At 67.2% G+C, this 21,406-nt stretch carries 20 protein-coding genes; 13 read left to right on the top strand and 7 right to left on the bottom strand.

Annotated elements, in window-relative coordinates:
- Positions 1-4: 4 nt before the first annotated feature.
- The 4 genes from kdpB to CAG33_RS21760 all read left to right on the top strand — a co-directional run bounded on the left by kdpB (position 5) and on the right by CAG33_RS21760 (position 6,269).
- Positions 5-2,062 (top strand): potassium-transporting ATPase subunit KdpB, encoded by a 2,058-nt coding sequence (kdpB, locus tag CAG33_RS21775; protein ID WP_085578011.1) that lies wholly within the window; start codon positions 5-7, stop codon positions 2,060-2,062.
- 137 nt (positions 2,063-2,199) lie between these two features.
- Positions 2,200-2,745: a potassium-transporting ATPase subunit KdpC gene (gene kdpC, locus CAG33_RS21770; RefSeq protein ID WP_085578010.1), complete on the top strand. Its 546-nt coding sequence runs from the start codon at positions 2,200-2,202 to the stop codon at positions 2,743-2,745.
- Between the two features lie 125 nt (positions 2,746-2,870).
- A complete protein-coding gene (locus CAG33_RS21765) occupies positions 2,871-5,522 on the top strand; it encodes a sensor histidine kinase KdpD (RefSeq protein WP_085640486.1) in 2,652 nt (883 codons plus the stop codon).
- Between the two features lie 48 nt (positions 5,523-5,570).
- Positions 5,571-6,269, top strand: coding sequence for a response regulator (locus CAG33_RS21760; RefSeq protein ID WP_085578008.1), 699 nt, complete (start codon positions 5,571-5,573; stop codon positions 6,267-6,269).
- Between the two features lie 224 nt (positions 6,270-6,493).
- Here the strand turns inward: CAG33_RS21760 and CAG33_RS21755 are convergent, their stop codons facing one another.
- The gene (locus tag CAG33_RS21755) at positions 6,494-7,531 is read right to left on the bottom strand and encodes a patatin-like phospholipase family protein (protein ID WP_085578007.1); all 1,038 of its coding nucleotides are present in this window, start codon (positions 7,529-7,531) and stop codon (positions 6,494-6,496) included.
- A 216-nt stretch (positions 7,532-7,747) separates the two neighbouring features.
- Here CAG33_RS21755 and CAG33_RS21750 point away from each other — a divergent pair, with 216 nt between their 5' ends.
- The 3 genes from CAG33_RS21750 to CAG33_RS21740 all read left to right on the top strand — a co-directional run bounded on the left by CAG33_RS21750 (position 7,748) and on the right by CAG33_RS21740 (position 9,805).
- Positions 7,748-8,026, top strand: a complete 279-nt coding sequence (locus tag CAG33_RS21750) for a hypothetical protein (protein ID WP_007950948.1) — start codon at positions 7,748-7,750, stop codon at positions 8,024-8,026.
- A 91-nt stretch (positions 8,027-8,117) separates the two neighbouring features.
- On the top strand, positions 8,118-8,876 hold the full coding sequence (locus tag CAG33_RS21745) for a CHAD domain-containing protein (RefSeq protein WP_085640484.1): 759 nt from the start codon (positions 8,118-8,120) through the stop codon (positions 8,874-8,876).
- A 134-nt stretch (positions 8,877-9,010) separates the two neighbouring features.
- Positions 9,011-9,805 (top strand): acyl-CoA thioesterase II, encoded by a 795-nt coding sequence (locus CAG33_RS21740; protein WP_085640482.1) that lies wholly within the window; start codon positions 9,011-9,013, stop codon positions 9,803-9,805.
- A 1-nt stretch (position 9,806) separates the two neighbouring features.
- Here the strand turns inward: CAG33_RS21740 and CAG33_RS21735 are convergent, their stop codons facing one another.
- From CAG33_RS21735 to CAG33_RS21725, 3 genes are all read right to left on the bottom strand, one after another.
- The gene (locus CAG33_RS21735; protein WP_085578004.1) at positions 9,807-10,172 is read right to left on the bottom strand and encodes a terminase; all 366 of its coding nucleotides are present in this window, start codon (positions 10,170-10,172) and stop codon (positions 9,807-9,809) included.
- Positions 10,173-10,318: 146 nt separating this feature from the next.
- A complete protein-coding gene (locus tag CAG33_RS21730; protein WP_085640480.1) occupies positions 10,319-11,800 on the bottom strand; it encodes a methyl-accepting chemotaxis protein in 1,482 nt (493 codons plus the stop codon).
- Positions 11,801-11,988: 188 nt separating this feature from the next.
- Positions 11,989-12,795, bottom strand: coding sequence for a TatD family hydrolase (locus CAG33_RS21725; protein ID WP_085629804.1), 807 nt, complete (start codon positions 12,793-12,795; stop codon positions 11,989-11,991).
- 234 nt (positions 12,796-13,029) lie between these two features.
- On the opposite strand from CAG33_RS21725, the gene CAG33_RS21720 reads away from it, so the two are divergent.
- From CAG33_RS21720 to CAG33_RS21710, 3 genes are all read left to right on the top strand, one after another.
- Positions 13,030-14,451 (top strand): transglycosylase SLT domain-containing protein, encoded by a 1,422-nt coding sequence (locus tag CAG33_RS21720; RefSeq protein WP_085640478.1) that lies wholly within the window; start codon positions 13,030-13,032, stop codon positions 14,449-14,451.
- 111 nt (positions 14,452-14,562) lie between these two features.
- Positions 14,563-14,997, top strand: a complete 435-nt coding sequence (locus CAG33_RS21715) for a DoxX family protein (RefSeq protein ID WP_085578000.1) — start codon at positions 14,563-14,565, stop codon at positions 14,995-14,997.
- Between the two features lie 246 nt (positions 14,998-15,243).
- A complete protein-coding gene (locus CAG33_RS21710) occupies positions 15,244-15,552 on the top strand; it encodes a hypothetical protein (protein WP_085629806.1) in 309 nt (102 codons plus the stop codon).
- A gap of 7 nt (positions 15,553-15,559) precedes the next feature.
- On the opposite strand, the gene greB is transcribed toward CAG33_RS21710, so the two are convergent.
- Genes greB through CAG33_RS21695 form a run of 3 tightly spaced genes read right to left on the bottom strand, consistent with a single transcriptional unit; the run spans position 15,560 to position 19,279 of the window.
- Positions 15,560-16,057, bottom strand: coding sequence for a transcription elongation factor GreB (gene greB / locus CAG33_RS21705; RefSeq protein ID WP_085629808.1), 498 nt, complete (start codon positions 16,055-16,057; stop codon positions 15,560-15,562).
- A 34-nt stretch (positions 16,058-16,091) separates the two neighbouring features.
- On the bottom strand, positions 16,092-18,596 hold the full coding sequence (locus CAG33_RS21700) for an ABC transporter permease (RefSeq protein ID WP_085629810.1): 2,505 nt from the start codon (positions 18,594-18,596) through the stop codon (positions 16,092-16,094).
- A complete protein-coding gene (locus tag CAG33_RS21695) occupies positions 18,596-19,279 on the bottom strand; it encodes an ABC transporter ATP-binding protein (RefSeq protein WP_085577996.1) in 684 nt (227 codons plus the stop codon). Before CAG33_RS21695 ends, CAG33_RS21700 begins: the two co-directional genes overlap by 1 nt.
- A 10-nt stretch (positions 19,280-19,289) precedes the next feature.
- Here CAG33_RS21695 and CAG33_RS21690 point away from each other — a divergent pair, with 10 nt between their 5' ends.
- The 3 genes from CAG33_RS21690 to CAG33_RS21680 all read left to right on the top strand — a co-directional run bounded on the left by CAG33_RS21690 (position 19,290) and on the right by CAG33_RS21680 (position 21,393).
- Positions 19,290-19,895 (top strand): arylesterase, encoded by a 606-nt coding sequence (locus CAG33_RS21690; RefSeq protein ID WP_085629812.1) that lies wholly within the window; start codon positions 19,290-19,292, stop codon positions 19,893-19,895.
- A gap of 57 nt (positions 19,896-19,952) precedes the next feature.
- Positions 19,953-20,246, top strand: coding sequence for a hypothetical protein (locus CAG33_RS21685; protein ID WP_085577994.1), 294 nt, complete (start codon positions 19,953-19,955; stop codon positions 20,244-20,246).
- 175 nt (positions 20,247-20,421) lie between these two features.
- Positions 20,422-21,393, top strand: coding sequence for a L,D-transpeptidase family protein (locus CAG33_RS21680; RefSeq protein ID WP_085577993.1), 972 nt, complete (start codon positions 20,422-20,424; stop codon positions 21,391-21,393).
- The last annotated feature ends 13 nt before the right edge of the window (positions 21,394-21,406 follow it).

The raw sequence follows: 21,406 nt of genomic DNA, 5'->3' as shown, positions 1-21,406 counted from the left end.
CATCATGAATATGCCTGCAATCAAACCCGTCGCCGCCAAGGCGCCGGAACATGCGAAAACCGCGATCAGCGCCTTGTGGCGTCCGGCGCTGGTGCAAGCCTTCGTCAAGCTCGACCCGCGCCAGCTGCAGCGCTCGCCGGTGATGTTGGTGGTGGAACTGACCGCCGTCCTGACCACCGTGCTGTGCTTCATCCCGGACAGCGTCGTGCCGACCTTCGTCGCCGCGCAGATCGCCCTGTGGCTGTGGTTCACCGTGCTGTTCGCCAACTTCGCCGAAGCCCTGGCCGAAGGGCGCGGCAAGGCCCGGGCCGACAGCCTCAAGGCCGGCAGCGAAGGCCTGAGCGCCCGGCGCAAACTGGCCAACGGCAGCTTCCAGGTGGTGCCGGCCGCGAGCCTGCGCAAAGGTGATGTGGTGCGCGTCGAGGCCGGGGAAATGATCCCCGGCGACGGCGAAGTCATCGAAGGCATCGCGGCGGTGAACGAAGCGGCCATCACCGGTGAATCGGCACCGGTGATCCGCGAGTCCGGCGGCGATCGTTCCGCCGTCACCGGCAACACTCGCCTGGTGTCCGACTGGCTGCTGGTGAAGATCACCGCCAACCCTGGCGAGTCGACCCTCGACCGTATGATCGCGCTGGTCGAAGGCGCCAAGCGCCAGAAGACCCCGAACGAAGTGGCGCTGGACATCCTGCTGATCGGCCTGACCCTGATCTTCCTGCTGGTGGTGGTGACTCTGCAGCCGTTCGCTCACTTCGCCAACGGCAGCCTGCCGCTGGTGTTTCTGGTGGCGCTTCTGGTGACGCTGATCCCGACCACCATCGGCGGCCTGCTGTCGGCCATCGGCATCGCCGGGATGGATCGTCTGGTGCGCCTGAACGTGATCGCTAAGTCTGGGCGTGCGGTGGAGGCGGCGGGCGACGTGCACGTGCTGATGCTGGACAAGACCGGCACCATCACCTTCGGCAACCGCCGCTGCAGCGCGGTGCATGCCGCGCCGGGCGTGAACGCCCGTGAACTGGCCGAGGGCGCGCTGTTCGCCTCGCTGGCCGACGACACCGCCGAAGGCAAATCCATCGTCGAGTACCTGCGCGGCGCCAACCCGCAGCCGGAGCCATCGATGGACACCCTGACCGCCGTGCCGTTCAGCGCCGAGACCCGGCTCTCCGGCGTGGACTATCAGGGCCGCGCCTACCGCAAGGGCGCGGTGGATTCGCTGCTCGCCTTCCTCGGCCAGCAGCGCGGCGACCTGGCCCCGGCCCTGTCCCGGGAGATCGACAAGATCGCCCAGAGCGGCGGCACGCCGTTGCTGGTCTGCGCCGACGGCAAGCTGCTGGGTGTGATCCACCTCAAGGACGTGGTCAAGCCGGGGATCCGCGAGCGTTTCGCCGAACTGCGCAAGCTGGGGATCCGCACGGTGATGGTGACCGGCGACAACCCGCTGACCGCCGCCGCGATCGCCGCCGAAGCGGGCGTCGATGACGTGCTGGCCGAAGCCACGCCGGAGAAGAAACTGGCGCGCATCCGCCACGAGCAGAACGACGGCCGCCTGGTCGCGATGTGCGGCGACGGCGCCAACGACGCCCCGGCGCTGGCCCAGGCCGACGTCGGCATGGCGATGAACGACGGCACCCAGGCCGCGCGCGAGGCGGCCAACATGGTCGACCTCGACAGCGACCCGACCAAGCTCCTGGACGTGGTGCAGATCGGCAAGGAACTGCTGGTGACCCGCGGCGCGCTGACGACCTTTTCCATCGCCAACGACGTGGCCAAGTATTTCGCGATCCTGCCGGCGCTGTTCGCCGCGATCTACCCGCAACTGGGCGTGCTGAACATCATGCACCTGAGCAGCCCGCAGAGCGCGATCCTGTCGGCCATCGTGTTCAACGCCCTGATCATCGTCGTGCTGATCCCGCTGGCCCTGCGCGGCGTGCGGGTGCAGGCAGCGAGCGCGGCGGCGCTGCTGCGGCGCAACCTGCTGATCTACGGCCTGGGCGGAATCCTGGTGCCGTTCGTGGGGATCAAGGCCATCGACATGCTGCTGACGGCGTTGCACCTGGTTTGATTCTGCAAGGTGCGCCAGGCACCCGGCTCCCGCCCTTGAAAGGCATTGCCTTGTGGGAGCCAGCCTGCTGGCGATGGACTCGCCTGGACGCACCTGACCTAACGCGGCATCCGCTGCTTGAATTCGAGGATTCTGAAATGTCCACACTGATACGTCCCGCCCTGAGCCTGCTGGTGCTGATGACCCTGGTCACCGGCGTCGCCTATCCCTTGGCGGTCACCGGCATCGCCCAGGTCGCCTTCCCGGAACAGGCCAACGGCAGCCTGGTGCGCGATGCCGAAGGCAAGGTGCGCGGCTCGTCCCTGATCGCCCAGGATTTCGTCGGCGATGCCTGGTTCCACCCACGCCCCTCGGCCGGTGCGTTCGCCACCGTGTCGAGCAGCGCGAGCAACCTGGCGCCGAGCAACCCCGCCCTGGCCACCCGTGTGATCGACGATGCCGGCAAGTTGCAGGTGCCAGGTCAGGGGCCGGTGCCCCTGGCGCTGCTCACCACCTCCGGCAGCGGCCTAGATCCGCACTTGCCACCGGCGGCGATTGCCTATCAACTGGCGCGTGTCGCACAGGCGCGCAACCTGCCGGTGGCGACCCTGCAGCAACTGCTCGACGCGCACATCGAACAGCCGCTGGTGGGGCCGCCGGTGGTCAACGTGCTGGAGCTGAACCTGGCGCTGGAAAAGCTCTGAGCCGTTGCACCGCCAATCGCCAGCAGGCGGGCCCCACAGGAACGCGGATTTCCCTGTGGGAGCCAGCCTGCTGGCGATGACGGCAGTCGCTGCGATACACAAACATCAGGAAGAGAACATCAAGCATGAGTGATTCCGGCCGCGCCGATGCGCTGTTAGCCAATTTGCCCCGGGACGGCCGCGGCCGGCTGAAGGTGTTCCTCGGCGCCGCGCCGGGCGTGGGCAAGACCTACGCCATGCTCCAGGCCGCCCACACCCAATTGCGCCAAGGCGTGAAGGTCATCGCCGGCGTCGTCGAGACCCACGGCCGGGCGGAGACCGAAGCGCTGCTCGGCGGCCTGCCGCAGCAGCCGCTGGTGCGCTCGGAGTACCGCGGCGTCACCCTCGAAGAAATGGACCTGGACGGCCTGCTCGCGGCCAAGCCCAAGCTGGTGCTGGTGGACGAACTGGCCCACACCAACGCCCCCGGCAGCCGTCACGCCAAGCGCTGGCAGGACATCCAGGAACTGCTCGCCGCCGGCATCGACGTGTTCACCACGGTCAACGTCCAGCACCTGGAAAGCCTCAACGACCAAGTGCGCGGCATCACCGGCGTGCAGGTGCGCGAAACCTTGCCCGACTGGGTGCTGCAGGAAGCCTACGAACTGCTGCTGATCGACCTGCCGCCGCGGGAGTTGCTGGAGCGCCTGCGCGAAGGCAAGGTCTACGTGCCGGAGCAGGCCCGGGCGGCCATCGATGCGTTCTTCACCCAGACCAACCTCACCGCGCTGCGCGAACTGGCGATGCAGACCGCCGCCGCGCAGGTGGACAACGACCTGGCCCAGGGTTACCGCCAGCTCGGCCAGTCGGCGCCGGCGGTGCGCGGGCGCCTGCTGGTGGGCGTGGACGGCGATGCCCAGGCCGAACGGCTGGTGCGCCACGCCAGCCGCGTCGCCCAGCGCCGGCATCTGCCGTGGAGCCTGGTGCATGTCGACAACGGCCGGGTGCGCGACGAGCAATCGCGCCTGCGCCTGCAAAGCGCCCAGCAACTGGCCGAGCGCCTGGGCGGCGAAGTGGTGCTGCTGCGGGCCGGCGAGGTGGCCAAGACCCTGATCCAGCACGCCGCCGAACGTCGGGCGAGCCTGGTGCTGGTCGGCCAGTCCCGGCCGCGCCTGCGCCGTCGCCTGTTCGGCGGCGGTCTGGCGGCGCGTCTGCTGCGTCAGGCCCAAGGCCTGGAGATCAACGTGCTGGACAGCGAGCACCAGCCGCATCAACCGCGCCTCCGGAGCGCCCCGGCGCTGGTGTGGTTCGACTACGCGCTGGCCCTGGTGGCGACGGTGTCGGCCAGTGCGCTGGCATGGGCGGTGTCCAGCGTGTTGCCGTTGCCGAACATCTCCCTGGTGTTCCTGGCGGCGGTGCTGCTGGTGGCGGTGCGCAGCAGCCTGGGACCGGCGCTGGCCTGTGCGGCGCTGTCGTTCCTGACCTATGACTTTCTGTTCATTCCGCCGAACTTCTCCTTCGCCATCCAGCGGGAGGAAGACGTGCTGACCTTGCTGTTCTTCCTGCTGATGGCGGCGCTCACCGGCAATCTCGCGGCCCGTCAGCGCCGGCAGTTGCAGGCCCTGCGCGACACCCAGGAAGAGACCACCGAACTGCTCGACCTGTCGCGCCGGCTCACCGCCGCCACCGACCGCCAGGCCGTGGTCAGCGCCGCCGCCCAGCACCTCAACGGCTGGAGCGACCTGCAGGTGTGCCTGCTCAACCGCGACGGCCAGGGCGGCTGGAAGGTCGAGACCGGTGGGCCGCTGCAGTTCTCCGAGGCCGAACGCGCCGCCGCCGATTGGGCCTGGCAGCACGACCAACCGGCGGGCATGGGCACCGGCACGCTGCCGTTCGGACGCTGGTGGTGGTGGCCGCTGTCGGCGGAAGAGGGGCCGCTGGCGTTGCTGGGCGTGTGCGCCAAAGAGGGCCAGACCTTGAGCGGCCAGCGCCGCCGTTTGCTCACCGCGTTGAGCCAGCCGCTGGCCCAGGCGTTGGCGCGGGCGCAACTGGCCGACGACCTGGAGGCGGCGCGGCTGCACGGCGAGACCGAACAGCTGCGCAGCGCCTTGCTCGCCTCGGTGTCCCACGACCTGCGCACGCCGTTGACCTCAATGCGCGGCAGCATCGACAGCCTGCTGGCCCTGGGCGAGGCGATCCCGCTGGAGGACCGCCGGGAACTGCTGGAGGGCACCCGCGACGAGGCCGAGCGCCTGGATCGCTACATCCAGAACCTGCTGGACATGACCCGTCTCGGCCACGGCGCACTGAAGCTGGCGCGGGACTGGGTGGCGCCGGCGGACATTGTCGGCAGCGCGCTCAATCGCTTGCGGGCGGTGCTGTCGTCGTTGCAGGTGAGCACCGAGGTGCCGGCCGAACTGCCGCTGCTGTTCGTGCACGCGGCGCTGATCGAGCAGGCGCTGGTGAACGTGCTGGAGAACGCCGCACGGTTCTCGCCGTCCCATGGCCGCCTGCAACTGCGTGCCGGAGCGGACGGCGACGAACTGTTCTTCTCGGTCAGCGACGAAGGGCCGGGCATTCCCGTCGAGGAGCGGGCGAAGATTTTCGACATGTTCTACACCGCTGCGCGCGGTGACCGGGGCGGGCAGGGCACGGGCCTGGGGCTGGCGATCTGTCAGGGCATGGTCGGCGCCCACGGCGGCCGGATCAGCGTGGGCGACGGCATCGACGGCCGCGGCACCTGCATCACGCTGCACCTGCCGTTGCAGACGCAGCCGGGGATGGACGGTGAAGGCTGATCCCCGCTGCGCTACTCTCTTGCCCAACTTTTGTGTTGACGTGAATCCATGAGCCAGACCGCGACCATTTTGGTCATCGACGACGAACCGCAGATCCGCAAGTTCCTGCGCATCAGCCTCGCTTCACAGGGCTACAAGGTGCTGGAGGCCGGCACCGGCACCGAAGGCCTCGCGCAGGCGGCGCTGAACAAGCCCGACCTCTTGGTGCTCGACCTCGGCCTGCCGGACATGGACGGCCAGCAAGTGCTGCGCGAGTTCCGCGAATGGGCCACGGCGCCGGTGCTGGTGCTGTCGGTGCGCGCCAGCGAAGGGCAGAAGGTGCAGGCCCTGGACGGCGGCGCCAACGATTACGTGACCAAGCCGTTCGGCATCCAGGAGTTCCTCGCCCGGGTGCGGGCGCTGCTGCGTCAGGCGCCGGCGGGGGAGGCGCAGCAGGCCGCGCTGAACTTCGGCCCGCTGACCGTGGACCTGGCGTACCGCCGGGTCACGCTCGACGGCGCCGAAGTGGCCCTGACCCGCAAGGAGTACGCGGTGCTGGCGCAACTGGCGCGGCATCCGGGACGGGTGATCACCCAGCAGCAGTTGCTCAAGGACATCTGGGGCCCGACCCACACCGAAGACAGCCACTACCTGCGCATCGTGGTCGGGCACCTGCGCCAGAAACTGGCGGACGACCCGACCCGGCCGCGGTTCATCGTCACCGAGGCGGGGGTGGGGTATCGGTTGTTGGGCGAGACCAGCCTGTAGGCCTGTGCCGAATGGGCTGGCTCTGGCTCCCACAGAGGATTCGTTTGTGGCGCCAGTCCCTTGTGGGAGCCAGCCTGCTGGCGATGGCGTCAACCCGGGCGCCAGAGCCAGGGCAAGTACTGTTGTTCTCACAGGCTTCGACCGAAGCGCAGTGGTGGTGAGCGACCGCAGCCCCTGTGGGAGCAGGCTTGCCCGCGGTGAGGCCCAGTCAGGCCATGTGTCCCTCAAGGCAGCTCGCTTTCGTACCGGTCCAGCGTATCCCGCGCGATCTCCTGCCCCAGCGCGATCAGTTCCGGCGCCTTGTAGAACTCGAAGAACCGGCACACCCGCTTCGGCACGTTGATCAGCACGTCCGGCGGATACCCGGCGATCTTGTACTGGGCCAACGAGGTCTGCATCACTTCGAAGCTCTGGTTGATCAGATCCAGCAACGACGCCGGCCCCACGTTATCGATGATGAACGAGCCGGTGGCCGACTTCGGCGCGCCGTCGCGCTCGGGGGCGGCGGCCGGTTGCTGGGTCTCGGGTTCGGCGCCTTCGACCCACGGGTTGATCTCCGCCGCCTCGGCCCGCAGCGCTTCCTGCTCCAACAGCAACAGCTGTTCGGCCTGCTTGCGCCGGAACGGCATCTTCGAGCCCAGCGAGCTGATCAGGCTGTCGAAGCGGGTGCGGAACGCGGCGGGACGCTGGATCACCGGAAGCTTGTAGTGGCGTTGGTTGGTGGCGTTGAGGTTGACGGCGATGATCAGGTCGCAGTGGCTGGACACCACCGGCACGATCGGCAACGGGTTGAGGATGCCGCCGTCCACCAGCATCCGGTTGCCCTGCATCACCGGGGTGAACAGGCTCGGGATCGCCGCCGAGGCGCGCATCGCCTGATGCAGGCAGCCTTCCTGGAACCAGATCTCCTGCTGGTTGGTGAGGTCGGCGGCCACCGCCGTGTAGGGGATGCGCAGGTCTTCGATGTTGATTTCGCCGACGATCTTGCGGATCTGGCCGAAGACCTTTTCGCCGCGGATCGCGCCGAGGCGGAAACTGACGTCCACCAGCCGCAGCACGTCCAGGTAGTCCAGGCTCTCGATCCAGTTGCGGTACTCGTCCAGCTTGCCGGACGCGTAGATCCCGCCGACCACCGCCCCCATCGAACACCCGGCGACGCAGGCGATCTCGTAGCCGCGCCGTTCGATTTCCTCGATGACGCCGATATGGGCATACCCCCGGGCGCCCCCGGAGCCCAGCACCAGTGCGACACGCTTTTTCATCGGACTTCCTCCCCTCACGCCTGCACAATGCACCCATCCGGGGGCGGGCTTCAATCGGTCGGGTCGCGCGGGGCGCGGGGGTGTCGTTTTTTCGATGCCGGATGACCCTTCGCGGCTATCTTTAAAGTATTGCCCTTCACTGGTGGCCCAAGGCACTTTTGCGCCGTCGAACCGTCTTACCTGCACGACTGTTGACCTATCTCTGAGGTGTGAGTGATGAAAGCCTGGATCTGTGTACCCCTGATGGCGCTGGCGTTGGCCGGCTGCGCGGGCAAGACGGCCTACCGCGACAGCTGCGGCAGCCAGCTCGACGCGGCGTGGCACGAGCTGGACCTGGCCAAGGCCGAAGGGTTCGCCGGGACGGTGAGCTATTCCAAGGCCCTGTCGCTGCTGACCGCCGCCAAGACCCAGCAGCAGTTCGAAGGGTTCGAGGGCTGCACCAAGAAAGCCGAGAAGGCGCGTTTCTACATTCGCGAGTCCCGTGCGGGGCGATAGAAGCGGCCATCAGCGCTAAGCTTCAAGCGGCAAGCTTGTACGGCTTGTCGCTTGAGGCTTCCCACTTGGCGCTGTTTACGGAGTGATCCCCATGATTGACCGGTTGGTGGCCCATGTCCTGGGTCTGGAAGTGCGGCTGCTGGCTTGTCAGGCACGCCTGGCGGCGCGTACCGACCCGGAGGCGCTGCACGACCTGCGCACCACCGTGCGCCGCTTGCGCAGCCTGTTGAGGCCGTTGCGCGGGCTGCCGGGTGTCGAGCAACTGGAAGGGGCGGCCGCCGCCGTCGGGCAGTTGACCACGCCATGGCGTGACCGCGAGGTGTTGGCGGCCTATTTGCTCAAGCATGGCCGGCCGGAGGCGGCCCATCGGCGCCTGGCGCAGATGGCCGAAGCGTATCCGGCGCTGGCGGCGAGTGCGGAGCTGGCGTCGCTGCTGATGATCCTCGACGCCTTTCCCCGTTTCCTGCGCGCCTCCCAGCGTCAAGGCTTGCTCAAGGGCCTGGACACGCGCATCGGCAAGCGCCTGCGCAAGCAGTGGAAGAACCTTGACGAGGCGCTGCACGACCCGGCCCACGACCGCCATCGCCTGCGCCTGTTGATCAAGCGCGTGCGCTACGGCATCGAGGCCTACCCCGAGCTGGATCGCCTGCCCGCATCGGCGATGAAGCATCTGAAATCCGCGCAGGGCGCTTTGGGCGACTGGCACGATTGCTGGCAATGGCTGGCCAGGGCCGAGCAGGAAGCGGATCTGCTGCCCTGCGTCCCGACCTGGCAGGCGACCATGGCCGAGGCCGAGGTTAAGGCCGACCGTGTCCTCGACAAGCTCAGCGAAGCCTGCTTCAAGTCCTGAACGTTCCCCTGCAGGAGCCAGCCCTGCAGCCCCGTACGGCCTTTCTGTCAGTCGATTTGACCGGAATAGACGCTGCGGCGCTCTGCTTGGCTGGTTAAGATCCCGGCTTTGACTCTTTCGTACCTGAGGTTCCCATGCGCTTTTGCGATCTGCTCGATGCTGTCCGCCGTCAACCGGAGCTGTCGGTTCCGGCCGAATGGGGGCAGGGCCGGGCCAGCTTCGGCGGCCTGGTGGCGGCGCTGCAATATGAAGTGATGCGCGCCGAGGTGCCGGTGGAGCGTCCCGTGCGCTCGTTGGCGATCACCTTTGTCGGTCCGGTGGAGCCTGAAGTGCCGGTGAGCTTCGAGGTCGAGGTGCTGCGCGAGGGCAAGGCGGTCAGCCAAGTGCTGGGCCGCGCGACGCAGAACGGCCAGGTGGTGACCCTGATGCAGGGCAGCTTCGGCGGCTCGCGCACGTCGGAAGTGGCGGTCGACGCTCAGCCGGCGCCGCAGATGAAGCACTGGGACGACTGCCAGGAACTGCCCTACATCAAAGGCGTCACGCCGGAGTTCATGCGCCATCTGGCGATGCGCTGGAGCGTGGGCGGCATGCCGTTCACCGGCAACAAGTCCCGCGACATGGGCGGCTGGGTGCGCTTGCGCGGCGATGTCCCTGAAGAGCCGGTCAACGAATCGCACCTGCTGGCGCTGGTCGATGCCTGGCCGCCTGCGCTGCTGCCGTTCCTGAGCAAGCCGGCGCCGGGCAGCACCCTGACCTGGACGGTGGAGTTCGTGCAGCCGCTGCGGGATTTGACCACGCTGGACTGGTGCAAGTACCTGGCCCAGATCGAGTACGCCGCCGACGGTTACGGCCATGTGGCGGCCAAGCTGTGGAGCGCCAAAGGGGAATTGATTGCGATGAGCCGCCAGACGGTGACGATCTTCGCCTGACTCAATGCCGGCGGTGGCGCTCACGCCAGGCGCGCCACCAGCCGCCGCTGAGGAAGAAGCGCGGGAAGGTCAGGAACTGCTCGACCAACAGGCGCGATACGGCATCCTTGCGGTCACTGAACGGCTCGGACGCTTGCGCCTCCAGGCTGTGGCCGTGGCGCTGCAGGGCCAGCGCCGCCACGATGCCGATCACGCCGATGGCGACGCTCGCCAGGCTCAGGCTGAACACCCCCGACACGATGAGCAGAAACGCGACGATGAACAGCGGCACGGCGATCAGGTGCAGCACCAGGTTGGTCGGGTGCTGATGGTTGTGCGGGTACGCGCGCCATTGCCAGGCGGGAAGGTTGGGGTGACGTTTGCCCATGTCTGCGGCTCCTTGTGCCATGTTCGGTGCATGGCTGAAGGATAGGCCCGGGCCGGGAGGGCGGCGAATCAAGGTTGGCTATTGAAGCGATAGGCGTCATGGCCGGATTCGATGTCGCCCGGACTGACGCCTTCGCGATGATTCCCCTACAGCTTCAGTTGCCCGATGGCCTTGCTGAGTTCGCCGGCCAGGGTCGCCAGCTCGTTGCTGGTGGTCGCCGAATCCACGGTCTGCTGCACGGTGTCTTCGGTCACGTCGCGGATGCTCACCACCGCACGGTTCATCTCTTCGGCCACCTGGCTCTGCTGTTCCGCCGCCACTGCGATCTGCGTGTTGCTCTCGCGCATCTGCGCCACGGCGCCGGTGATTTCCGCCAGCGCTTCGCCGGCTTCCTGGGCCTGCTGCACGCAGTCGTCGGCCTTGTACGAACTCTCCTGCATGAAGTCCACCGCATCGCGGGTGCCGGCCTGCAGCGCCGAGACCATGGTGGTGATCTCGTCGGTGGAGGTCTGCACGCGCTTGGCCAGGTTGCGCACCTCGTCGGCGACCACCGAGAACCCGCGCCCCATCTCGCCGGCCCGGGCCGCTTCGATGGCGGCGTTGAGGGCCAGCAGGTTGGTCTGTTCGGCGATGCTGTGGATCACGCTGACCACGCCGTTGATCTTCTGGCTGTCCTCGGCCAGGCGCTGGATCATTTCCGCGGTCTGCTGCACGCCGCTGGACAGCCCGGCGATCGACTGCTGCACCCGGCTCACCACCTGCTGGCCGCTGCCGGCCAGGCCGTCGGCGGTCTGCGACAGATCGCGGGTGGCGCCGGCGTGCTGGGCGATGTGGTGGACGGTGGCGGTCATCTCATTGATGGCCGTGGCGGCCTGGTCGGTTTCGCTCTGCTGGCCGAGCATGCCGTGGCGCACCTCGTTCATGCTCGACGCCAGGCGCGCCGCGCCGACGTCCAGTTGCCGCGCGGTGTTGGCGACCGTGGTCACCACCCGCTGGTAGCCGGCCTGCATGGCGTTGAAGGCGTTGGCCATTTGGCCGACCTCATCCTTGCACGCCAGCGGCACCCGGGCGCTCAAGTCGCCGGTCTTTTCGACGTGCAGCATCACGTCCTTCAGCGTGTTGAGTTGGCTCAGCAGGAAGCGGATCAGCAGTTGCGAAGCGCCGAGCATCGCCAGCATCAGGATGAACACCGCCACCGCATAGTTGGCGAACCGCTCGCTGAACACCTGGCTCATGCTCGGGCCGTAGGCGATGACCGCGACCTGCTGGCCATCGGGGCGGCCGAACACTTCGGCGCCCATCAGCGGGTTTTCGCCGAACAGCGGCAGATGGTTGATCTCGACCCAGCCGTTGCCGTCGCTGATCTCCAGTAACGGTTGATCGTTGAGGCGAGGGGCTTCGCCGCGTTTGAACGTCAGCACCTGATCGGTCTTGGGCAGCGCTTGCCCGGCCGGCCAGGCCTTGAGCAATTGCGCCTGCGCCTGCGCGCAGGCCTGGGCAGCATGGCTGCGGGACTGCTGTTCCAACTGCACGGCGTACAGCACCAGCAGCAGGGTGGTGACGAAGGCGACCGCGTTGACCGCCCAGAATTTGTATTTCAGCGAGATATTGCTAAGCCAGGCACCCATGGAGGTCTTCTCTGATAGCGGAAACAGTTTTGGCAAGGTGCCAGCATTGTGCCGGTATCGTGGGCGCGGAATCTTGATGTGCATCAAGGCCTGATGCTGTTCGAGCGCTGTAGGCACCCGCCTGCTGGCGATGGCGGCGGGGCAGGGTCAAGGGCGATCGCCGGGGCAGGCTGGCGCCTACAGGGGTGTCAGGGCAGGGTGGGCAGGCCGTAGAACGCCCGGGCGCAGGCGGTGGTGTGGGCCGCCAGGTCAGCCTCGGTTTCGCCGCGGTGCAGGGCGACTTCGCGCAGCACTTCGGTGAGGTAGGCCGGTTCGTTGCGCCCGTTCTTGGGCTTGGGCCGCAGGCTGCGCGGCAGCAGGTACGGCGCATCGCTTTCGAGCATCAGGCGACCGCGCTTGATCTCCTTCACCAGCGGGTGCAGGTGGGTGCCGCGGCGTTCGTCGCAGATCCAGCCGGTGATGCCGATGTGCAGATCCAGGTCGAGGTAGCCGAACAGCGCCTTCTGCTCCCCGGTGAAGCAATGCACCACGGCGGCGGGCAAGCGGTCGCGGAAGTCGCGCAGGATGTCCAGCAGGCGTTGGCTGGCGTCCCGCTCGTGGAGGAACACCGGCAATTGCAGCTCGGCGGCCAGGGCCAGATGCTCTTCGAGCACCTTTTCCTGCTGCGGGCGCGGGGAAAAGTCGCGGTTGAAGTCCAGCCCGCATTCGCCTACGGCCACCACGCCCGGCTCCTTCAGCAGGGCTTGCAGGCGTCTGGCGCTGTCGGCGTTCCAGTCGCTCGCCGAGTGCGGGTGGATGCCGGCGGTGGCGAACAGCCGTTGTCCGCTCTCGTCCAGTTGCCGGCACAGTTCCAGCGCCTGTTCGCTGCCCTCGACGCTGGTGCCGGTCAGCACCAGTTGGCAGACGCCGGCGGCGTAGGCGCGGTCGAGCACGGCCTGGTGTTTGTCGGCGAAACTGGGGTTGGTCAGGTTGACGCCGATGTCGATGAGTTGCATGGTGCTTCCTCGGGCCGAAGGCCGGAAAGCATATCAGAGCCGTAGATTTATAAGAAAAGCCAAGAACTACAACACGTTATGGCTGTCTGTTGAGGCCGCGGGACAGGTTGGGCTGGCAGCAATGCCATCGCTGTGCCAGTCTTTCGCACTTTGCCAGCGCTTCAGGCGCTCTGTTTTCGTCGGTGTTCTTTGCTCGTTTCCGGGTGAAGGCGCCCTGTTCTTTCCGGAGAGTGGATGGTTCGTCCCTCGGTGTTGCTCCTGCTGTGCGGATCGTTGCTGCTGCCGATGACGGCTGCCGCGCGCCTGCCCGGCCCGTTGCAGGCCGTGCCGGCCGCCAAGGTGCGCGACCTGGCCGAGATCCGCGGCAGCCGCGTGCTGCGGGTGCTGGTCAACCAGAGCCGCAACAGCTCCGGCGAAGTGCAGGGCCAGGCCATCGGCGTCGAGTATCACCGCCTGCGCGCCTTCGAGCAGTACCTCAACGGCCACGCCCGTGACGGTCAGGAGATCAGCCTCAAGATCATTCCCAAGGCCAAGGATCAATTGCTCGGCGCGTTGCAGCGGGGCGAGGGCGACCTGGTGGCGCCGGGGGAACTGCTGGACCTGCAGCCCGGCCACGCGGTCGCCAGCAGCGAGCCGATCGCCAGCAACGTGCCGCTGGTGCTGGTGGGCATCAAGGGCGAGCGGCGCTACACCAAGGTCGAGCAACTGGCCGGCAAGACCCTGGCCCTGCCCACCGGCAGCGCGGCGGGGGAGGCGGTCGACCGGCTCAACCAGAAACTGGCGCTGCACAAGCTGGCGCCGATCAAGATCGAATGGGTCGACCCGACCCTGGCGGTCGAGGATGTGCTGGAAATGGTGCAGGGCGGCATCTTCCACCTGACCATCGTCGAGCAGCCCATCGCCGAGCGCTGGGGCAAGATCCTGCCCAAGCTGCGTTTCGACAAGCAGTTGATGATCAGCGAACCGGGTGAGGAATACTGGTTCGTGCGCCGCGACGCGTCGATGCTGCGGGCGAGCATCGACCGATTCCTGACCGGCTACAAGAAGCCGGCCAACGAAGACGCAGCGTTCCTGCGCATCTACCGCCGTCTCTATCAAGTCCACTATCCCTTGGCCAAGGCCGATCGCCAGCGCCTGGAAAGCCTGCGCCCGACCCTGCAGAAGCACGCCGAAGCGCAGAACATGGACTGGCTGAACCTGGCGGCGCTGGCGTTCAAGGAGTCGGCGCTGCAACCCGGCGCGCGGGGCGGCGGCGGGCCCACCGGTCTGATGCAGATCACACCGTCGGCCGCGCAGCGGGTCGGCGTGGGCAATATCCAGAATCTCGATGGGAATGTGCAGGCCGGGGCCAAGTACCTGGCGATGATCCGCCGCAAGTTCTTCAACAGCCCCAAGCTCAACGAGCGCGAGCGCATGGCGTTCACCCTGGCCGCCTACAACATCGGCCCCGAGCGCGTGCAGGGTATGCGGGCCGAGGCGCGGCGACGGGGCCTGAACCCCAACCAGTGGTTCTTCCAGGTCGAGCGCATCGCCATGGAGCAGGTGGGAATGGGGGCCGTCAGCTATGTTAATAGCGTGAACAAGTACTACTTGGCGTTCGACCGGGAGCGCGAGTCGCTGGAGCCCCCGGGACAGAAAGTCGTCTCACGCAAATGATCTAATAAATTGATTGTTATGGCGGAATTTTTGCGCTTTTAACATAAATTTTTCTGATTAATATAGCGGCCAACCACACACACTTTCCCCAAGAAGTTAAGGAACGCAAACATGAGCTCTCTGATCAACAAAGTACTGTTCACCCGCGCCGGCTACGGCCTGACCGTTCTGCGCATCGCCGTCGGCGTGATCTTCGCCGCCCACGGCGCACAGAAACTCTTCGGCCTGTTCGGCGGCTACGGCCTGGCCGGCACCGCACAGTACATGGAAAGCATCGGCCTGACGCCGGGCTACCTGATGGCGACGCTGGCCGGCGGCACCGAGTTCTTCGCCGGCCTGGCCCTGATCATCGGCCTGCTGGTGCGTCCGGCGGCGCTGGGCCTGACCTTCCTGTCGCTGGTGGCGATCTTCACCGTGCACATCGGCAACGGCCTGTTCATGGCCAACAACGGCTACGAGTTCGCCCTGGCTCTGCTCGGCGGCAGCATCGCGGTCCTGATCGAAGGGGCCGGCAAACTGTCGGTGGATCGCGCCATCGCCGGCTGACCGCTCTGGAACACGGCAAAAGGCCCGCATTGCGCGGGCCTTTTTTGTTGCGGCCGATTCTTGACACTCGACAGCCGCGTTCTCTAGGATGCCGCTCATGCGCCGATTTAAACAGCTACTTGCGGGGCGCCAGGTGACTCATCCAGTCGCCGTCAGAAGCCGGTCCGGCTTCGAAATACCGCTAAAGCGCTGGTTCGGTGTTGCCTCTCACCTGCCATGCAGACTTTTGAGGCAGAGACACGACACATGAATGCACTTCGCCCTCCAGCACGTCCCGCGCCGATCACGGCACACATCACCCAGCGCAATCCAAAGATCCTGCTTGGCGGCAAGCATCAGCCGACGCTGCTGCGCTACCTCGATGGCTGGCCACGCCGCAGCGGCGGCCCTGCCGCGTTCCTCATCCAGTTTGTCGAAGACGGCGAGTCGCTGGCGCGTTTTGCCGACGACAGTTTCGATCTGGCGGTGATTCAGGCGCCGGGCCGCGACGAGGCGCCGGAGATGATCCGGCACCTGACCCGTGTGGCACGGCAAGGGCTGATCGCCCGACGTTGAGCCCCCTTCAGGGATACTCGATGGCGACGATGTACACGAACTGCTCGCCGGTCGGCGTCTGCACCCGCACTTCCGCGTCCAGCGCCTTGCCGACGAGGGCTCGGGCCAGGGGCGAGTCGATGCTGATCAGGCCCAGCTTCAGGTCCAGTTCATCGGGCCCGACGATGCGGTAGCGCGACTGCTTGCCGTCTTCGTCCTCGATGGTGACCCAGGCGCCGAAGTAGACCTTGTTCGGGTCGCTGGGCTTTTCGCTGACGACCTTCAGCGCCTCCAGGCGCTTTGTCAGGAACCGCACCCGGCTGTCGATTTCGCGCAGCATCTTTTTGCCGTAGGTGTACTCGGCGTTTTCCGAGCGGTCGCCCTGGGCTGCCGCTTCGCTCACCGCCTGCGTCACCTGCGGGCGGCGCACGTGCCACAGCTCATGGAATTCGGCGCGCATCCGCGCTTCGCCTTCGGGGGTGATCAGGGCGGTGCCGGCGGTGCGGGGAGGGCGGTAACGGCTCATGTCGATGTCTTGTGGTGAAGAGGGCTGGAGTCTATCAACCCTCGCGCAGCACTGTCAGCGGGCTTGAGTTGAGGGCCCTGCGCGTGCCGAACACACCGGCGGCGCCGATCAACGCCGCGCCGATCAGCGGCAGCACCAGCAGCCAGGGGTGCGGGTGCCACGGCAGGTCGAAGGCGTAGCGGTACAGCACCAGGCTCACCACCTCCGAACCGATGGCCGCCAACAGGCCGCTGACCGCGCCGAGCAGGCCGAACTCGATCCGCCGCGCCTTGACCAGCACCTGCCGCTGCGCACCGAGCGCACGCAGCAGCGCGCCCTGGCGGATGCGCTCGTCCAGGGTGGCCTGCAACCCGGAAAACAGCACCGCCATCCCGGCGGCCAGCACGAACAACAGCACATACTCCACCGCCAGGGTGACCTGGGCGAGGATGCTGCGCAGCTGTTCGAGCAGGGCTTCGACCTGCAGGATGGTCACCGCCGGGAAGGCCCGCGACAGTTCGACGATCTGCAGGTCGTGGCCGGGCGCCAGATAGAAGCTGGTCAGGTAGGTCGCCGGCAGGTCCTTCAAGGTGCCGGGCTGGAAGATCATGAAGAAGTTCGGCTGGAAGTTGTCCCAGTTGATCTCCCGCAGGCTGGTGACCCTGGCCTCGCGGTTGACCCCGCCGACGCTGAACGCCATGAGGTCGCCGAGCTTGAGCTTCAGGCTTTCGGCGACCTTGCCCTCCACCGAGACGCCCGGGACACCGTCCGCAGGCTGCCCGCTCCACCAGGCGCCGGCGGTGATCCGGTTGCCCGCCGGCAGGTCGGCGGCCCAGGTCAGGCTCAGGTCGCGCTGGACGGCGCGGTCGCCGGCCGAGTCCTTGCTGACGATCTGCTGCACCGGTTCGCCGTTGATGCTGATCAGCCGCCCCGGCACCACCGGATACAGGGGCGCCGCTTGGGCCGATACGTTGATCAGGTGATCGGCGAAGGCTTGCTTGTCCGCCGGCAGGATGTTCAGGGCGAAGTAGTTGGGTGCGTTCTTCGGCAACTGGTTCTGCCAGGTGTCGAGCAGTTCGCCGCGCAGCAAGGCAATCAGCGCCATGGACAGCAGGATCAGGCCGAAGGCCAGCGCCTGGCCGGCGGCCGCCAGCGGATGGCGCAGCAACTGGCCCAGCCCCAGGCGCCACGGCAGCGGTGCGCGGGCCAGCAGTCGACGCAGGCTCTGCAGCAGCGACAGCAGCAGGCCGCCCAGCACCAAGGCGGCGACCACGCCCCCACCCAGCAGGGCGAAGGTCAGGAGCAGATCCAGGCTCAGGCGCCACATGATCAGGCCGAGCGCACCCAGCGCCGCACCGTAGACCATCCAGGCGCTCGACGGGATCGGCAGCATGTCCCGGCGCAGCACCCGCAGCGGCGGCACGCGGCCCAGCGCGGCGAGCGGCGGCAAGGCGAAACCGGCCAGCGCCACCAGCCCGGTGCCGATCCCGGCCAGGGCCGGCAGCAAGGTGCCCGCCGGCACGTCGGCCGGCAGCAGGTCGTGCAGCAACGCGAACAGGCCCAACTGCGCCAGCCAGCCGAGCAACGCGCCGCCGAGGCTGGCGAGCAGGCCAAGCACCAGCAGCTGCAGGCTGAACAGCACCAGGGTTTCCCGGCGCGACAGGCCGAGGCAGCGCAGCAGGGCGCTGGCGTCGAAGCGGCGGCTGGCGAAGCGGTTCGCCGACAGCGCCACCGCGACGCCCGCCAGCAGCACCGCCACCAGGCTGGCCATGTTCAGGTAGCGCTCGGCCTTGCCCAGCGCGCCGCCGATCTGCCGGTTGCCGTCGCGGGCGTCCTGGATGCGCTGGTTGGCGGCCAGTCCGGGTTTGATCAGTTGCCGGTAAGTCTCCAGCGCCTGGGGCTGGCCGCGCCACAGTTCGCGGTAGCTCACCCGGCTGCCGGGCTGCACCACGCCGGTGGCGGCCAGGTCCTCGAGGTTGATCAGCACCCGCGGCGTCAGGCTGTAGAAATTGCCGGCGCGGTCGGGCTCGTAGGTCAGCACCCGGGTCAGCTTCAGGGTCTTTTGGCCGACATCGATGCTGTCGCCGATCTTCAAGTCAAGTGCCGTCAGCAGGCGCGCCTCGACCCAGGCCTCGCCGGGCAGCGGCTCGCCGCCCGCTTCTTCGGCAGCGAAAGGGGCGGCTGCGCTCTTCAGTTCGCCCCGCAGGGGGTAGGCGCGGTCGACGGCCTTGATGCTCGACAGTTGAATGCCGTTGTCGGTGGCGATGACGCTGGAGAACTCCACCGCTTGCGCGTGGTCCAGGTGCAGTTCGGCGCCGCTGCGGATCTGTTCCGGGCGAGCCGGCGAGCTGCCTTCGAGCACGAGATCCGCGCCGAGGAACTCGGTGGCGCGCAGCATCATCGCGCCGTTGAGGCGCGCACCGAAATAGCCGATGGCGGTGCTGGCCGCCACCGCCACCAGCAAGGCGAAGAACAGTACCCGCAGTTCGCCTGCGCGGGCATCGCGCAGCAATTGACGCAGGGCAAGGCTGAACAGGCGCAGCAGCGGCAGGTGTGCCATCAAGGCTCCAGGGGGGCGACCAGTTCGCCGGCTTCAAGGCGGATCAGGCGCCGGCAGCGATGGGCCAGGCGTTCGTCGTGGGTCACCAGCACCAGGGTGGTGCCGCGCTCCTGGTTCAGTTCGAACAGCAGGTCGCTGATGCGTTGGCCGGTGTGACTGTCGAGGTTGCCGGTGGGTTCGTCGGCGAACAGCACATCCGGCTCGGCGGCGAAGGCCCGGGCGATCGCCACACGCTGTTGTTCGCCGCCGGAGAGCTGGCGCGGCGAGTGGGTCAGGCGCTGGCCGAGGCCGACCCGCTGCAGCAGTTCGGTGGCCCGGCTGCGGGCGTCCTTGCGGCCGTCAAGCTCCAGCGGCAGCATGACGTTCTCCACGGCGTTGAGGCTGTCGAGCAGTTGGAACGACTGAAAGACGAACCCCACGTGCTCGGCGCGGATGCGCGCGCGCTGGTCTTCGTCCAGGTTGCTCAGGCCCTGGCCGGCGAGGGTGACTTCGCCGCTGCTGGGCAGGTCGAGCCCGGCGAGCAGGCCGAGCAGGGTGGACTTGCCGGAGCCGGACGCGCCGACGATGGCCAGGCTGTCGCCCTTGGCCAGTTCCAGGCTGAGCGGGTGCAGGATGGTCAGTTCGCCTTCCGCCCCGGAAACCACTTTGCTAAGGTTCTTCGCGGTGAGAATGCTTGCGCCCATGGAGAATCCGATGCGTGTTTGGTTTTTGAGTGCCGGCCTGGCCGTGATGTGCATGGCCCAGAACGCCGTGGCGGGCACCGTCCTGATCGTCGGCGATAGTATCAGCGCCGCTTTCGGGCTGGATACCCGGTCGGGGTGGGTGTCGTTGCTTGAGCAGCGCCTCAGGCACGAGGGTTTTGACGATAAAGTGATCAACGCCTCCATCAGCGGCGACACCAGCGCAGGTGGCCAGGCGCGCCTGCCGGCGCTGCTTTCGGAGCACAAGCCGGATCTGGTGATCCTTGAGCTCGGGGGCAACGACGGCCTGCGCGGAATGCCTCCGGCGCAATTGCAACAAAATCTTGCTTCGATGATCGACAGCGCCCGTCAGAGCGGTGCGAAGGTGCTGTTGCTCGGCATGCAACTGCCGCCCAATTACGGCAAGCGCTACACCGATGCCTTCGCAAAGGTGTACGGCAACCTGGCCGCGGAAAAAAGCATCCCGCTGGTGCCGTTCTTCCTCGACGGGGTGGGCGGGCATCCTGACCTGATGCAGGCCGACGGCCTGCACCCGGCGGCCGGGGCCCAGGGGCGGTTGCTGGAAAATGTGTGGCCGGCGCTGAAACCGCTGTTGTGAGGCTTTTCTAGCGGCAGGCTTTCGGCTAATGTGGCGCCCCCCTAATTGGAGCCCCCGATGCCGCGCCCTGCCTGGTCCCTGTTTGCCTACCAACTGATCGAGCCTGACGAACAGCTGGATCTGTTCGCCTGCCAGGAAGTGCGGGTGCATCTGGTGGCCCGTCAGCTGGAACTCGGCGGCTCGGTGGACCGGACGCTCTGCGGCGGCCTGTTGCCGGCGCAGCCGCGCTGGTCGAGCGTGGATCGCCGGGTGTTTCAGGACCAGCGCCTGTGTTCCCTGTGCCGGGCGATCCTGGAGTCTCAGAAGCGCGGCACCTCGCCGATCTGGCCCGAACTGCGCTTCGAACTCTAGGTCGCCTGCGGCGAGGACGCTGGCTCCCGCTCGGCGACGAAACCTGCGCAAGTCCACGTGAACGCGATTTCATGGTCGCGCCGGCCGCCGCAGGTCTAGCATCTCCCCGTATTCCGCGGGCGCGGTGTACAATCGCGCTCTTGTACCCTTGTCGATCATGCGAAGGATTCTCCGGATGTTGCCGCGTCTTCCTGCCGTCACCCGCTGCCTGTCTCTTGCCGCCCTGTGCGCGGCTGGCCCCGTTGCCGCACTGGAATTTCCCCTGCCACCGCCCGGTGAGGACATCATCGGCCAGGTGCAGGTGATCAAGGCCAAGTACGAGGACACCTTCGCCGACCTGGGCACCACCTACGACCTGGGCTACTCGGAAATGGTCGCGGCCAACCCGGGCATCGACGCCTGGCTACCGGGCGCCGGCACCGAGGTGATCCTGCCGACCCGCTTCATCCTGCCGCCGGGCCCGCGCGAAGGCATCGTCATCAACCTGGCCGAGTACCGCCTCTACTACTACCCGAAAGGCCGCAACGTGGTGTACACCTTCCCGTTGGGCATCGGCCGCGAGGGCTGGGGATCGCCGATCGCCCATACCACCATCACCGCCAAGACGCCGAACCCGACCTGGACGCCGCCGGCCTCGATCAAGGCCGAACACGCCGCCGACGGCGATCCGCTGCCGAACGTGGTGCCGGCAGGCCCCGACAACCCGTTGGGCCCGTTCAAGTTCACCCTCGGCACACCGGGCTACCTGATCCACGGTTCGAACAAGAAGTTCGGCATCGGCATGCGCACCAGCCACGGCTGCTTCCGCATGTTCAACAACAACGTGCTGGAAATGGCCGGCATGGTGCCGGTCGGCACGTCCGTGCGGATTATCAACGACCCGTACAAGTTCGGCCGCAGCGGCGGCAAGGTCTACCTCGAGGCGCACACGCCGCTGGACGACAAGGGCAACCCGTCGGTGGTCGACAAGCACACGGCGGTGATCAACGCGATGCTCAAGCGTGAGGACATCACCAACAACCTGCGCATGAACTGGGACGTGGTGCGTGACGTGGTGGCGGCCGAAGACGGCCTGCCAGTCGAGATTGCCGTGCCGAACACCTCGGCGCCGATGGTCTCCAGCGCCCCGATCGACCTTCAGCAGTAGCCCTGATGACGAA

This window comes from Pseudomonas sp. B3(2017) (genome assembly GCF_002113595.1).
GTDB lineage: Bacteria > Pseudomonadota > Gammaproteobacteria > Pseudomonadales > Pseudomonadaceae > Aquipseudomonas > Aquipseudomonas ekonensis.
Note: the sequence above shows the minus strand (reverse complement) of the source record. Positions and strands in the feature narration are given on the sequence as shown.